The sequence below is a fragment of the Marivita sp. genome, from assembly GCF_020055635.1.
Classification (GTDB): Bacteria; Pseudomonadota; Alphaproteobacteria; order Rhodobacterales; family Rhodobacteraceae; genus Marivita.
The window spans coordinates 1-13,196 of the sequence record NZ_JAIPUT010000083.1; the positions used below are offsets into that span (position 1 = coordinate 1).

The 13,196-nt window shown below is 61.3% G+C and carries 11 protein-coding genes and 1 pseudogene; 3 read left to right on the plus strand and 9 right to left on the minus strand.

Going from position 1 to position 13,196, the window contains the following annotated elements; genetic code table 11:
* Positions 1 to 500 precede the first annotated feature (500 nt).
* The 9 genes from LCF60_RS21520 to LCF60_RS21555 all read right to left on the minus strand — a co-directional run bounded on the left by LCF60_RS21520 (position 501) and on the right by LCF60_RS21555 (position 10,607).
* Positions 501 to 2,471, minus strand: coding sequence for an acetoacetate--CoA ligase (locus tag LCF60_RS21520; RefSeq protein ID WP_292294595.1), 1,971 nt, complete (start codon positions 2,469 to 2,471; stop codon positions 501 to 503).
* Positions 2,472 to 3,024: 553 nt separating this feature from the next.
* Positions 3,025 to 4,062, minus strand: coding sequence for an IS110 family transposase (locus tag LCF60_RS21525; protein ID WP_292294596.1), 1,038 nt, complete (start codon positions 4,060 to 4,062; stop codon positions 3,025 to 3,027).
* A 123-nt stretch (positions 4,063 to 4,185) separates the two neighbouring features.
* The gene (locus LCF60_RS21530; RefSeq protein WP_292294597.1) at positions 4,186 to 6,423 is read right to left on the minus strand and encodes a xanthine dehydrogenase family protein molybdopterin-binding subunit; all 2,238 of its coding nucleotides are present in this window, start codon (positions 6,421 to 6,423) and stop codon (positions 4,186 to 4,188) included.
* 13 nt (positions 6,424 to 6,436) lie between these two features.
* The gene (locus LCF60_RS21535; RefSeq protein WP_292294598.1) at positions 6,437 to 7,447 is read right to left on the minus strand and encodes a xanthine dehydrogenase family protein subunit M; all 1,011 of its coding nucleotides are present in this window, start codon (positions 7,445 to 7,447) and stop codon (positions 6,437 to 6,439) included.
* Positions 7,444 to 7,929, minus strand: coding sequence for a (2Fe-2S)-binding protein (locus LCF60_RS21540; RefSeq protein WP_292294603.1), 486 nt, complete (start codon positions 7,927 to 7,929; stop codon positions 7,444 to 7,446). The genes LCF60_RS21535 and LCF60_RS21540 overlap by 4 nt, the downstream gene beginning before the upstream one ends.
* Before the next feature lie 370 nt (positions 7,930 to 8,299).
* Positions 8,300 to 8,566, minus strand: a complete 267-nt coding sequence (locus LCF60_RS24680; RefSeq protein WP_363318452.1) for an SWIM zinc finger family protein — start codon at positions 8,564 to 8,566, stop codon at positions 8,300 to 8,302.
* A gap of 533 nt (positions 8,567 to 9,099) precedes the next feature.
* On the minus strand, positions 9,100 to 9,504 hold the full coding sequence (locus LCF60_RS21545; RefSeq protein WP_292294599.1) for a hypothetical protein: 405 nt from the start codon (positions 9,502 to 9,504) through the stop codon (positions 9,100 to 9,102).
* Positions 9,504 to 9,896: a hypothetical protein gene (locus tag LCF60_RS21550; RefSeq protein WP_292294600.1), complete on the minus strand. Its 393-nt coding sequence runs from the start codon at positions 9,894 to 9,896 to the stop codon at positions 9,504 to 9,506. The genes LCF60_RS21545 and LCF60_RS21550 overlap by 1 nt, the downstream gene beginning before the upstream one ends.
* A 390-nt stretch (positions 9,897 to 10,286) precedes the next feature.
* Positions 10,287 to 10,607, minus strand: coding sequence for a hypothetical protein (locus LCF60_RS21555; protein ID WP_292294601.1), 321 nt, complete (start codon positions 10,605 to 10,607; stop codon positions 10,287 to 10,289).
* 51 nt (positions 10,608 to 10,658) lie between these two features.
* On the opposite strand from LCF60_RS21555, the gene istA reads away from it, so the two are divergent.
* The 3 genes and pseudogenes from istA to LCF60_RS21570 form a co-directional block, all read left to right on the plus strand.
* Positions 10,659 to 12,191 (plus strand): IS21 family transposase, encoded by a 1,533-nt coding sequence (istA, locus tag LCF60_RS21560; RefSeq protein ID WP_292294604.1) that lies wholly within the window; start codon positions 10,659 to 10,661, stop codon positions 12,189 to 12,191.
* Entirely contained in the window at positions 12,181 to 12,975 is a 795-nt protein-coding gene (gene istB / locus LCF60_RS21565) for an IS21-like element helper ATPase IstB (RefSeq protein ID WP_292294602.1), read from the plus strand. Before istA ends, istB begins: the two co-directional genes overlap by 11 nt.
* Positions 12,976 to 13,053: 78 nt before the next feature.
* Positions 13,054 to 13,196, plus strand: a pseudogene (locus tag LCF60_RS21570) (IS21 family transposase); the annotation flags it as partial.

A 13,196-nucleotide genomic window follows, 5' to 3' on the forward strand; every position in this document is an offset into this window, starting at 1 on the left:
TGGTACGCACCGTGGTCGAAGAGGTTTGGCAGGCTGTGAAATAAGGTTGGAGCCAGCGTAAGTGTGAACGGAGTCATTGCGGACATTCGTCACCAGCACAACATCTGTCATTTTGGGTTCTCTACCGGCATTTGCCGCAAGAAGCACTGATGACCGCTGTCGGGAAACGCGACAAACTTTGCAAAGCCCGCTTCCTCTGTGCATTGCTGACCTTGGTGCTTGGTGAAGCATGCGGGGTGTTGAACCTTAGCAGTAGATGGCCGCGTTCATGCATTTGACAGGATGCTTTTGCAGATGCAGCGAACTCGGATCGAATTTGCTATAGCTGCCATTCACCGCGCGATTGGCCAAACTGGGAAACTGCGGAACAAGGACGCTTTTGCTGCGTCTGCGCGAATGTCGGCTTCGATGAAGCGGCTCCAGCCCGTGGCGCAGCTACGCGGACGGAGCCATCGTCCGGTCGTGCCAATCGGGCGGCTGCTGTGCCCGGAACTGGTCAATCAGCACGCCAGATGCGAGTCGGAATACGCGTCATACCAGGCAAGGCAGTCGGGGTTCGCCATCGCGTCTTGCGTCACAACCTCCGGCATGGATTTTCCAAGCAGCCGCTTCTTGATCGGCACCTCCAGCTTCTTGCCGGTTAGCGTGTAGGGAACGTCAGGGGCTGCCTCGATAAGGTCAGGCACGTGATGAGGTGAAACACGGGTTTTCAGGTCCTGCACGATGGTGGCTTTCAGGCGCTCGTCCAGATCGGTCCCGCTGGCAAGCTTCACAAACAGGATCATGCATGACGGCTTGCCCAGATACTCAAGGTCGACAACGAGGCTGTCGAGCACGTCGTCCCTGTCTTCCACGACGCGGTAGATGTCCGCCGTCCCCATCCGGATGCCGTATCGGTTGATCGTCGCGTCGGAGCGTCCGTAGATGATGCCGCTTCCCCGCGCGGTAATCCTGACCCAATCGCCCTGCCGCCAGATCCCGGGGAATGTGTCGAAATAGCTTTCGTGGAGGCGTGTCCCGTCAGCGTCACCCCAAAGATACAGGGGCATAGACGGCATGGGACGCGTGCACACAAGCTCCCCCACGTCGTCTGTGACGACCTGGCCATCGTGATCGAAGGCGTAGACGGCAGCCCCAAGCGCGCGGCACTGCATTTCGCCGACATGCACGGGAAGGGTCGGACTTCCGGCCAGAAAGACGCCCGCAAGGTCCGTTCCACCGGCAATGGGGGCGATCCAGATATCATCGCGAACCGTCTGCTTGAGCCATTCGTAAGCTTCGGGCGGCAATGGCGAGCCTGTCGACCCCAGCATCTTGAGATTGGTCAGATCGGCGTCGTCCTTTGGGTGAATACCCGCCTTCATGCAGGCGCTGTACCACGCAGCCCCTGCGCCGAAGACCGTTACGCCGGCAGTTTCGATGAACCGCCAAAGTCGGCCATTGTCGGGGAAACCAGGGCTGCCTTCGGCGATGGCGATTGTGGCACCGGTCAACAGCCCGCCGATATGCACGTTCCACATGATCCAACCCGTCGAGGAATACCATGAAAAGGTATCCGAACGCGTCACATCGCAATGCAGTCCCACAAGCTTGAGATGCTCCAGAACCACGCCGCCGTGACCATGCACGATCGCTTTCGGACTTCCCGTCGTCCCGGAGGAATAGACCACCCAGAGCGGATGGTCGAAGGGGAGCGGACGCGGCCGCACCTGCGCTGACCCGGCCATAAGGTCGCCCCAGCCTTGGCGTGTCACGGTCCCTGGCAGCGTCACACCGGTGGCGGCATCCAGTGTGATCCAGCTTTCAAGGCTCGGAAGGCCGGCGAGAAGCGCCGACACCTCCGCTGACCGATCCCGTGATTTGCCACCGAAATCGTAGTGCGTCCGGGTGAAGATCGCCTTTGGCGCGATCTGCCGGAACCGCTCGAGCACCGTCGGCGCGCCCATGTCCGGCGCGCACAGCGACCAGACGGCACCGATGCTGGCGCAGGCGAGGAATGCAACGATCGTATCGGGTGTGTTGGGGAGGTAGCCGACCACACGGTCGCCCGCGACAATCCCGAGATGCTCAAGCGCGGCGGCCAGTGTCGTGACCTTCTGGTCGAGGTCGGCCCATGACATATCCACCATTTCCCCGGTTTCGGATTGGTGCCTTATCGCGACGCCCCCCGATTGCGCGTGGCGCAGCACCTGAGTGGCATAGTTCGTTTGGGCTGCCGGAAACCAAACGGCGCCGGGCATTGCCTCGACGGCCAGCGCGCCGCGATCATCCGTATCGAGGCTCAGGTTGAAAAATCGCGCGAGGTCGGTCCAGAAGTCTTTGGGCTGCGCCACGGACCAGTCCCAGAGCGTGGTGTAGTCCTCTATCGGCAGCGACGTTTCCCGTGCCGCCCACGTGATGAATTTTGCCATCGCGCTGTTGTCGGAGAGGCTTGCGGAAGTGTGCCAGGCCGTTGAGGTCGTGTTATTCATACGGAAGCCGCCGGGAGCAATCGACGTTCCCCAAGTGAAACACCGCACTTCCCATACTCGCCCAACTGCGCGCACCGATCAAGCGTGTCGGTCAGGCCGGCGAATGTCCGGACATCGCGGCGAGAGGTCGTTGCATGTTCCGTTTCCTGAAACTGGACCTTCGCTGTACTACGGATCTGGCAGACCGGGCTCAGAGGGCGCCCTGCGGCGGTGCAGCGCCAAGCCAGTTTTCAAGATGGTCTGAATGTCGACTTCCAACCTCACGACTTGGATGGCTCGCTGCTGCGGCGAAGGTCCGCTTCTCTAATTGGGTGTCTGGGTCAAGCTCGTTTTCCTTCTTCTATGTGATCGGTGATCGCTTATCCGGGTCACGCTTCTCTTCGCAGTCTGTCTTGGTGTTCGAATGGCACCGCTGCATGCATGTGTCGGATTGGTTGTGGAGAGCCCTGCTTCCCGGCGCGCTTCAAGTTGCGCAGCAGACATTTTCGTCTTCATCCACAGACCTCGTCCGGATTGGACGATCCCGTCAGGTTGATTGGGGGGCTTTTTTAGGTCATGCCGTGCCTCCCGCCTGTTCCTGACGGAATTCTGCGCCGTCGACCCACATACGATGCAGTAAGACAGCGAGTTTGCGTGCGACAGCGACTACAGCGCGACGGCGACCTTTGGTGCGCATCAATCGCATGCCCCAAGATTTGATCTGCGACCCTGCCATGGTTCGCATCAACATTGCGTTGGCTGCGGCATACAGCGTTGCACGAACTTCTCGATCTCCTGCCTTCGAGATTCGGCCGGGGTTGTCGTGTTCACCTGACTGATATCTTCGCGGCGTGAGACCAAAATGCGCTGCAACAGTGCGGGATTTTTTGAATCGATTGGGGTCATCGATTGCAGCTTTGAATGTCAAAGCTGCAATAGGTCCTACACCCGGCACTGTCATCATCCGCATGCACACCGCGTCTTGCGATGCCGCGCGCTTCACGCGTCGATCCAGTTCCAGATAGTTTTGAAAGAGGACCGTACGGGCATCAAGCAAAGGAAGAACCGCGTGCGCGAGCACTTCATCCATCTCGATCATGGGTCGAACGAGGGCGTCGAAGGAACCGTGCTTTACCGTTCTGGGCAGTCGCACTCCGAAGATCTTCAGTAAACCCCGCACTTCGTTTGCAAGGTCGATCGTCTTCTTTAGCAATGCCTTGCGCGTGCTAAGCAGCGCCCGAAGACCATGAGCTTCGCGGCTTTTCATATGTACTGGACTGAACCACCCAGTGCGTAGGATCTGCGCAATCCCTTTCGCATCGGTTTTATCTGTTTTGTTCCGCATCGCTGACAAGGCAGCATTCACCTGGCGGGCCTCCATACAGACGATATCAAATCCCAAGGATTGTAGCCCAAAGTAAAGATGCTGGCTCAAGGCCCCGGCTTCAAAACCGACGCGCTCAACGGGGTGATCAAAGGCTTCAAGGCACGCAGAAATGTCCGCAACTTCGCATGGCAGTTCTCGCTCCAGGCAAACCTTGCCTTTGCTATCGACGATGCACAGAGCACACGACCGAAGCGACACATCTAAACCAGCATAGTATTCCATCATCAGTCTCCCTTGTTCACAGCTATGCTGTGATCCTATCGGGAGCTCGACCAAAGTGCAGGGTCAGCCCAATTACGCATGCTTCCCGCCCCGCCTACCCTCCGCTGTTCAAATGAATACCAACCGTTAGAGCAGCTTGTCGATCGTGATCGGCAGTTCGCGGACCCTTTTCCCGGTGGCGTGGAAAAGCGCATTGGCGATGGCGGCGGCGGTTCCGACAACGCCGATCTCGCCGACACCCTTCACGCCAATGGGGTTCACCTCGTCGTCCTGCTCCTCGACGAACAGGACATCGATGTCGGGGACATCCGCGTTTACCGGCACATGGTACTCGGCCAGGTTATGGTTCATCCAGCGGCCAATCCGGTGGTCGGCCAGCGTCTCTTCCTCGAGCGCCATGCCGATCCCGAACACGACCCCGCCCAGGATCTGACTGCGCGCCGTCTTCGGGTTGATGATGCGTCCGGCGGCGACGGCGTTGACGACGCGGGTGACCCGAGCCATGCCGACGTCCTCGTCCACGCGGACCTCGACGAACACCGCCGAGTGCGTGTTCCGGGCCTTGCGCATCATGTTGATGATGCCTGGCTTGGCAAGCTCCGTCGCCTCGAGCGAGTCCATTTCGGCCGCCGCAAGTATCTCCTCGAAGCGCATGCCGATCTTGGTGTCGTCAATAAGGTAGATGCGTCCGTCCCCGAACCCGACTTCGTCGAGGTCCACGCCCGCAAGCGGCCCGTCCTCGATCCGCCGCGCCGCCTCGAGCAGCTCTTCAAGAAGCGCATCGCAGGCCTTTTGCACCGCCGTTCCGGCGGAGGCGGCCGTCATCGATCCGCCCTGGACCGGCGAGAATGGCAGATCCGAGTCGCCAAGCTTCGCGGTGATCTTCTCGACCGGCAGTCCCGTCGTGTCGGCGGCGATCTGGGTCATCATCGTGTATGTGCCGGGCCCCATGTCGGCCGTCGCGGTGGCCACTTCCAGCGTGCCATCCGCCGACAGCCGCGCCCGCGCGCTGGTGGGAGCCATCATGGCTTCCCAGATCCCGGTCGCCATACCCCAGCCGATCAGCTCATGCCCGTCGCGCATCGATCGCGGCGCGTGACTGCGGCGGTCCCAGCCGAATTTCGCGGCGCCTCGCTCGTAGCAGTCGTGCAAGGCCTTTGACGTGTAGGGCTTGTCCTTCATCGCCTCGCGGTCGGTATAGTTGCGCAGGCGCAGCTCCAGCGGGTCGATGTCGCAGGCATAGGCGAGCTCGTCCATCGCGACCTCAAAGAGGTTCATGCCCGTGGCACCGCCCGGCGCGCGCATGTCGCAGGGCGTCGCCGTGTCGACCTTCGCGATCTTGTAGTCCAGTTTCGCGTCCGGGCAGCGATAGACCATGCTGCCCCAATTCACGACCGTTTCCATGTAGTTCTCGATCGACGACGTGGCCGTGACGGCGCTGTTGACGATCCCTTTCAGGTGCCCCTCCCGGTCGGCACCGAGAGAGACTGTCTGGTAGCATTCGGGCCGGTAGCCGTGGCCGAACATTTCCTGCCGGGTCATCACCACCTGCACCGACCGCTCGAGCTTCTTCGCGGCAAGCGCAGCAAGGTAGAGTTGATACTGTGGCCGCAGCCCCGATCCGAACGCTCCGCCGACGAAAGGCGACAGGATACGCACCTTGTCGCGGTCCCAGCCCATCGCGTTGCAGATGTACCAGTGGCTGTTCTTCACCCCCTGCGTCTTGTCCGAGATCGTGACATGCCCGTCTCCTTCCCAGATCACGGTCGAGGCGAACATCTCCAGCGGATTATGGTGCTCCGGGCTCAGGTGATACCGGTTGGACACCTGCACCGGCGCATCGGAGAAGGCCTGCTCCCCGTCACCGCGCGACTTCGGCTTGTGATATCCCGCCCGCGGAATCCTGGGTACAAACGCCTGGTCGAGCACCTGCGCGAGGTCGGTCTGGAATTCGGCCCACTTGTAATCGACGTCGAGCAGCGTCGAGGCGTAGCGCGCGATCTCCGGCGTCTCGGCCACGACAAGCGCGATTGGCTGACCCGAGAAGATCACGTTCTCGTCGTAGAGCGCCTTGAAGGGGCTGCCCCGGAGCGGCGCCGTCATGTCCTTGTACTTCAGATCGAACCAAGCGACCTTCGGCCGGTTCTCGTGCGTCAGCACGTCGACCACGCCCTCGACCGCGAGCGCCCGGGATACATCGATCCGGGTGATCTTCCCCTTGGCGATCCGCGCCGTGTGAACATGGGCATGGAGCATGTCCTCGGGCTGGAACTCGGCCGCGTACTGCGCCTGTCCGGTGACCTTGGCGGGGCCGTCGACGCGGCTGAGCGGAGTGCCGAAGCCGGCGCGTGTGAGATTGGTCATGGCCGATCCTCTTTCAGGCGATGCGTTTGTCAGTGACGCTTTGCGGCGTTCCGCGTGCCGCCTGATCGAGCCCCCGCACGATGGCGCGGCGCGCGAGTTCAATCTTGAAGTCATTGGCACCCTGCCCCTGCGCGTCGGCCAGTATCGCCTCCGCCGCCTTGGAAAAGAGCGCCCGCTCCGGCGCTTTGCCAGACAGAAGCGCCTCGGCGTCCCGGTCGCGCCAGGGCTTGTGGGCAACGCCGCCGAGCGCGAGCCGCACATCTGTCATCACGCCGTCCTCCAGCCGCATCGCGGCGGCGACCGACACCAGCGCAAACGCGTAGGATTGGCGGTCACGCAGCTTTAGATAGGTGTAGTGCCTGTCGAAGCGCGTCGCCGGCAATTCGACCGCCGTCACCAGTTCGCCCGGCTCAAGCGTCGTGTCGCGCTGTGGGGTATCCCCGGGAAGTCGGTGGAAATCCTCGAACGGGATCGTCCGGGTGCCGGTCGCGCTCTCGACATGCACGACGGCATCGAGCGCGGCCATCGCGACACACATGTCTGATGGATGCGTCGCGATGCAGTGCGGGCTCGCTCCCAGGATCGCGTGAAGCCGCGTCAGGCCGCCGATGGCCTGGCATCCGGCGCCGGGGTCGCGCTTGTTGCATGCCGTGGCCACGTCGTAAAAGTAGTAACAGCGGGTGCGCTGGAGCAGATTGCCCCCGGTCGTGGCGGAGTTCCTCAGTTGCGGGCTCGCCCCGTTCAGAAGCGCGAGAGACAGAAGCGGATAGCGATTTTCGACCTTGGGATCATGGGCAAGGTCCGAATTCAGGACGAGCGCACCGATTTTGAGTCCGGACTGGATTTCTTCGATCCGGTCGAGCGGCAACCGCGTGATGTCCACAAGATGCTGGGGCCGCTCCACGTTCTCCTTCATGAGATCGACAAGATTGGTCCCGCCCGCGAGAAAGCGCACGTCTTCACCCCCTGCCTCGGCCAGAGCCTCGGATACCTCGGTCGGGCGCGAATAGCTGAAGCGCCTCATTCCGGCATCCTCGGCTCGCTGACCCTGTCGTTAAGGACGTCCTCGATCGCATCGAGAATGTTGGGATAGGCGCCGCAGCGGCAGATGTTGCCGCTCATCAGTTCCTTTATCTCCTCCCGGCTCTGCGCGTGACCCTCGTTGAGCAGCCCCTGCGCCGAGCAGATCTGGCCCGGCGTGCAATAGCCGCACTGGAAACCGTCATGCCGCACGAAGGCGTCCTGCAACGGATGCAGCGCACCGCCCTCGCCCGCCATGCCTTCGATCGTGGTGACCTCGGCTCCGTCAAGCGAGACGGCGAGCTTCAGGCAGCTGTTGATACGCCTTCCGTCGACAAGTACCGTGCAGGCGCCGCACTGGCCGTGATCGCAGCCTTTCTTCGTACCGGTGAGGGCCAGGCGATGACGCAAAAGGTCGAGCAGGGATGTCCAGGGCGGCAGGTCGAGATCCAGCGGCTCTCCGTTGACCGAAAGCTGTACGCGGATGGCATCATCGGTCTCTACTCCCTTCGGGGTGGTTTGGGGATGACGAAACAAGCGGCTCTCCTGCGTTAACGGTCCCCAACGCACCCGCAGCGCAGGGGTTCCGAATTCAAGTGTAGTATGTGGCGTTTTTCTCCGGGCCGGGTGTAGATGCACCGGTGTGTCACCAGCGGAGTGATTTCCAGTCGAAGGGCGGTACAGAAGTCCGCCCTTCGGCGAAGCGAGTTCACGGTCTGAATGTGGTAGCAGCCTGCGGTGACGCGCGTGCCGTGTGTTCTGCCTACCACGAAGTGTTGAAAGCCGCTGTTTGCTGCCATAGTCGCATAGCCGCTGCCGAACAAAACCTTGGCGAACCTACGAAAAGGCTCGCCAATTACGCATCCAAACCCCAGATCGAAAAGGAGAAAAAATGTGGGTGGCGCAAGGCGTGGGACTGCCACCCCAGCACCGGCCTCGGCAATCCAGTCTTTCCCTGGCCGCGCGGAGTGCTTTCGCGTTCGGACCAGACGAGAAGCACTGCGGCGACATGTTTGCAATTGAACCCGACCGGACAGGAGCAGATTCCGGCCACGTTCGCTTTTCGGCGACTGTCTTTCAGGTCGATGCTCTGCCGATAGACTTTCCCCTGCCCGTTGGACACGCGACCCTCAACGACCCGGTTTCAGTTTCGTCCACCGACTGGACAAGGTCGCGTCGGGCATAGTCCCTCGCGCGCTGAAAAGTCGCCGATTCAAAAAAATCGCTCACCCTCACAACCATGCCCTTCCACGTTGATGCATCCGACCAGTCGTTCTCGCCCATTTGCAGCAGTGTTCACAAGCGCGGCAGAACCGGCAGCGGCCTATTCCATAGACTGCGCCCCTTTTTATTCCTTCGGCCCCATTCAGAGGGATTAGAGAAACGCGGTGAAACCGTCCTCTCTCAAGCATGCCATCAGCGCGTTCAGCCACCTCAATCTCGATCATTCGAAAACGCCGCTGCGCGTCATGAGCTGATAACGAAGCGTTCCCGCGATCCGGGGCCGGGCTCGCGAAGAGGTTAAGCCTCGGGTCAATCGCGCGCCGGTTTCAGCAGCAGAAAGAAGTGGCCCGGCGCGCGCGCTTGCGGTGATCCGGCCACAGGCGGGGAGCAGTGCTCCATCAAGACGGCGCATCGAGAGATGCGCCGCGTTCTTCATTTTTCGAAAAGGGCATTCGCGACGGTATAGGCTTCGGCCGCGTCGAGCGCCGCCTCGACCGCCGTCGCCAGATCCACCATCTCGTCGAGCAGAATGCGGAAGGCAGCTGCGCGATCTGTGCGGACCGGAATTGCGTATCCGCAATCGGGATCGTGCTCATGTCCGCGCCATGCGAACGATGTCCCCTCATCGACTTCGTCTCCGACGAGAACGATGAAGGCCTCGAGGTCGCGGAGAAAAGCCTCGTTCACGATCTCCCGGTTTGCGATCCGACGACTGATGTCCACCGCGAACATGCGGCGACGCGGATCGAGGAGCGGGATGGCCTTGGCGTCCAGGCACTTGCGGACAAGACGGGCTTGCCGCAGGGCATCGGCGACGAGTTCGGAAATCACATCCATCACGCGACCTCCCGCACGCCCATTGCGGCGAGTCCGTGCATCTCGTCGAGACCGCGCTCGAGAGCTTCCGCACACAGCCGCGCATCATCGGCACGCGGATCGTCGGGATGGACCGCGAGGAACCGGAGAGCCTCCGGGCTGTTGATGTCGTCGGTGTATTGCAGCGTCAGCAGACGGTGCAGTCCCACGAGATCGTTCTCGACGTCTTCGGGCAGTTTGCCGCTTCGGATGGCGTCCCGGACGCTGATGGCACGCCTGTGCCAGGCGCTACCGCCGAGCAGCAGTGCTGCGGAGGCAAGACAGTCGCCATCGGTGGCGAGCCATTCTGTGAATGAGCGGCCGGTTTCTGCGGCCTGAAGCGCGACGCGCATGTGCTTGGTATCGTAGTTCATGATGGTCTCCTTCGAGAACCCGGGACATCAATGCCCGGTCAAGATCGGACCGCGCTCCCGGTCCGGATTTGATGGTAGAACCACCTCCCTTCTATTCTTTTCGATCTGGATGGCCGGATTGGCCGCGCCCTCATCCGAGGGGCGCGGATCAATCTGGCCCACCAGCCTTTCATGCTCGTCTCATTCGCGGGGTCACCTCGAACGAAAGAAGTTAAGCTTGGGCACGGGACCGAACAGTGGGTTGCGGAAGTTTCGGCGACCGGCGGAAATAGTTGAGAACGGGCACAATCCACCCCGTGCGGATGATGCCACCCCGTTTTCAACCCGATGCGGAAATAGCGGAAATTGCGGCGGCACGCAGCGGTGGACGGGGCCTGAACCGGGTCGGCGTCATAGCGCGAGATCTGTCGGCGTGGTGCGGCAACTGTCGATATAGTGCCCGAACTCGGCAGCCACTTTTGCCGCGGTCGAGTGGTCGTAGTGATCGCCGGTGCCGATGTCGGCATGGTCGAGCAGCGCCTTCGTCGCGAGGCGACCGCCGACCAAGTTCTCAGCGGCATCAGTGCCCACATTGTCCCGCAACCGATGGATCGGGATGCGCACACCGAATTCTTTCTCAGTGATCTCCGCGGACAATTGTCCGATCCGATGTTGATTTTCACCCAGAAGTGACCCGGGTAGCGGCATAATTTCCATTGAGAATTGACCCATGTGACCCTTCCCCCAGCGCCATGCGCAGCGGGGGACATTGGAGTGATACACATGGGACTTTTGAACATCATACGGAAGCTACGGTTACGGGATAAGCTGCCGATCCGTGAGATCGCGCGGCGGACCGGAATGTCGCGGAACACCATCAAGAAGTATCTAAATGCCGACACGATCGAGCCCAAGTTTGCAACGCCGGAGCGGTCGAGCAAACTGGATCCTTTTGCCGACAAATTGGCGGCCTGGCTGAAGACGGAGGCTGGAAGGTCTCGGAAGCAGCGACGCACGATCAAGCAGATGCATGCCGATCTGGTGGTTCTCGGATTTGACGGGTCCTACAACCGGGTCGCGGCTTTTGCACGCGACTGGCGGGCCGATCGGCAGCGGGATCAGCAGACGACGGGGCGCGGTACCTTCGTTCCCCTGTCTTTTCGTCCGGGCGAGGCGTTCCAGTTTGACTGGAGCGAGGATTTTGCGGTTATCGGCGGCGAACGCACCAAGCTGCAAGTTGCGCACATCAAGCTGTCGCACAGCCGGGCCTTTCTGGTCCGGGCGTATCTGCTGCAAACGCACGAGATGCTGTTCGATGCCCACTGGCACGGGTTCCGGGTCTTCGGTGGTGTCCCGGAGCGCGGCATCTACGACAATATGCGCACCGCGGTTGACCGCGTCGGTCGCGGGAAGGAACGGCAGGTCAACATGCGGTTCCTTGCCATGGCAAACCACTACGTGTTCGAGCCAGCGTTCTGCAATCCGGCCGCTGGCTGGGAGAAGGGACAGGTCGAGAAGAACGTGCAGGACGCGCGCCATCGCCTGTGGCAACTCATGCCGAGCTTCCCCGATCTCGCGGCACTGAACGACTGGCTGGAACAGCGCTGTGTCGCCTTGTGGACTGAGATCCCGCATGCCGCGCTACCGGGCAGCGTTGCTGACGTCTGGGCCGCAGAACAAGCCGCGCTGATGCCGTTGCCGCCCGCCTTCGATGGCTTTGTCGAACTGAGCAAGCGGGTATCGCCCACCTGCCTGATCAGCTTTGAACGCAACCGCTACAGCGTCCCGTCGTCCTTCGCCAACCGCCCTGTCAGTCTCCGCGTCTATCCGGACAGGCTGGTGGTTGCCGCCGAGGGTCAGTTCCTGTGTGAGCATGTGCGGGTGATCCAGCGCAGTCATCAACTCCCGCCACGCACAATCTACGATTGGCGCCATTACCTGGCCGTTCTTCAGCGCAAGCCCGGCGCATTGAGGAACGGTGCGCCCTTTGCCGAATTCCCTCCGGCATTCAAACAGCTCCAAGACCTCATGTTGCGCAAACCTGGCGGTGACAGGGAGATGGTCGACATCTTGGCGCTGGTTCTGCATCACGACGAACAGGCCGTGCTGGTCGCTGTCGAAATGGCGCTGGCCGAGGGGGTCGCAACCAAGACTCACGTGCTGAACCTTTTGCACCGTCTGATCGATGGAAAGACGATCGGCGGACCCGACATCGATACACCACAGGCATTGGCCTTGCGGAGTGAGCCAAAGGCGAATGTCGAACGCTATGATGGACTGCGGGCCCGGACCGCCGGAGGCCGTCATGCGTCATGATCCCGCCAGCGGCGCCATCATCATCATGCTGCGCAGTCTGAAGATGCACGGCATGGCACAAGCAGTCACCGACCTGATGGAACAGGGCGCACCGGCCTTTGATGCCGCGGTGCCGATGCTCGCCCAGTTACTGAAGGCCGAAGTGGCCGAACGGGAGGTCAGGTCCATCGCCTATCACATGAAGGCGGCACGCTTCCCGGCCTACAAGGACCTCTCGGGCTTCGACTTCGCGGCCAGTGAGATCAACGAGGCCACGGTGCGCCAACTGCATCGGGGTGAGTTCATGGACGGTGCCCAGAACGTCGTGCTGATCGGGGGCCCGGGGACCGGCAAAACCCATGTCGCGACAGCCCTTGGTGTGCAGGCAGTCGAACATCACCGCCGGAAGGTTCGCTTCTTCTCGACCATCGAGCTCGTCAACACGCTCGAACAGGAGAAGGCCAAGGGGAAAGCCGGACAGCTTGCCGAAAGCCTCGTCCGACTGGATCTCGTGATTCTGGACGAACTTGGCTACCTGCCGTTCAGCGCATCAGGCGGCGCGCTGCTCTTTCATTTGCTCAGCAAACTCTACGAACGCACAAGTGTCGTCATCACCACCAATCTGAGCTTCAGCGAATGGGCCACCGTCTTCGGCGACGCCAAGATGACCACCGCGCTGCTCGATCGGCTCACCCATCGCTGCCACATCCTGGAGACCGGAAACGACAGCTTCCGCTTCAAGGCAAGTTCGGCCGCAGCTGCACGGAAAACCAAGGAGGACACTCATGCCTTGACCAAAGCCTGACCCCCGAAACATAACCTGAAGGTGGGTCAGTTCTCGATGGAAAACCCGGGTCACTTCTGGGTGGAAATCAACACCCTCGGATATGACGGCGGCTACGATGCTGTCCGGCGCTATGCGGCCTTGTGGTCCAAGGAGGAACAGGAGGCATCGGCCGCTGCCTATGTGCCGCTGACCTTCGATCCCGGTGAGGCCTATCAGTTTGACTGGAGTCATGAGATCGT

Excerpts from the sequence above, each read along its gene's own strand:
- LCF60_RS21550 (WP_292294600.1), bottom strand. The coding sequence starts at position 9,896 with ATGAACTACGATACCAAGCACATGCGCGTCGCGCTTCAGGCCGCAGAA.
- LCF60_RS21535 (WP_292294598.1), bottom strand. The coding sequence starts at position 7,447 with ATGAGGCGCTTCAGCTATTCGCGCCCGACCGAGGTATCCGAGGCTCTG.
- LCF60_RS21530 (WP_292294597.1), bottom strand. The coding sequence starts at position 6,423 with ATGACCAATCTCACACGCGCCGGCTTCGGCACTCCGCTCAGCCGCGTC.
- LCF60_RS21555 (WP_292294601.1), bottom strand. The coding sequence starts at position 10,607 with ATGGGTCAATTCTCAATGGAAATTATGCCGCTACCCGGGTCACTTCTG.
- LCF60_RS21525 (WP_292294596.1), bottom strand. The coding sequence starts at position 4,062 with ATGATGGAATACTATGCTGGTTTAGATGTGTCGCTTCGGTCGTGTGCT.
- istA (WP_292294604.1), top strand. The coding sequence starts at position 10,659 with ATGGGACTTTTGAACATCATACGGAAGCTACGGTTACGGGATAAGCTG.
- LCF60_RS21520 (WP_292294595.1), bottom strand. The coding sequence starts at position 2,471 with ATGAATAACACGACCTCAACGGCCTGGCACACTTCCGCAAGCCTCTCC.
- LCF60_RS21545 (WP_292294599.1), bottom strand. The coding sequence starts at position 9,504 with ATGGATGTGATTTCCGAACTCGTCGCCGATGCCCTGCGGCAAGCCCGT.
- istB (WP_292294602.1), top strand. The coding sequence starts at position 12,181 with ATGCGTCATGATCCCGCCAGCGGCGCCATCATCATCATGCTGCGCAGT.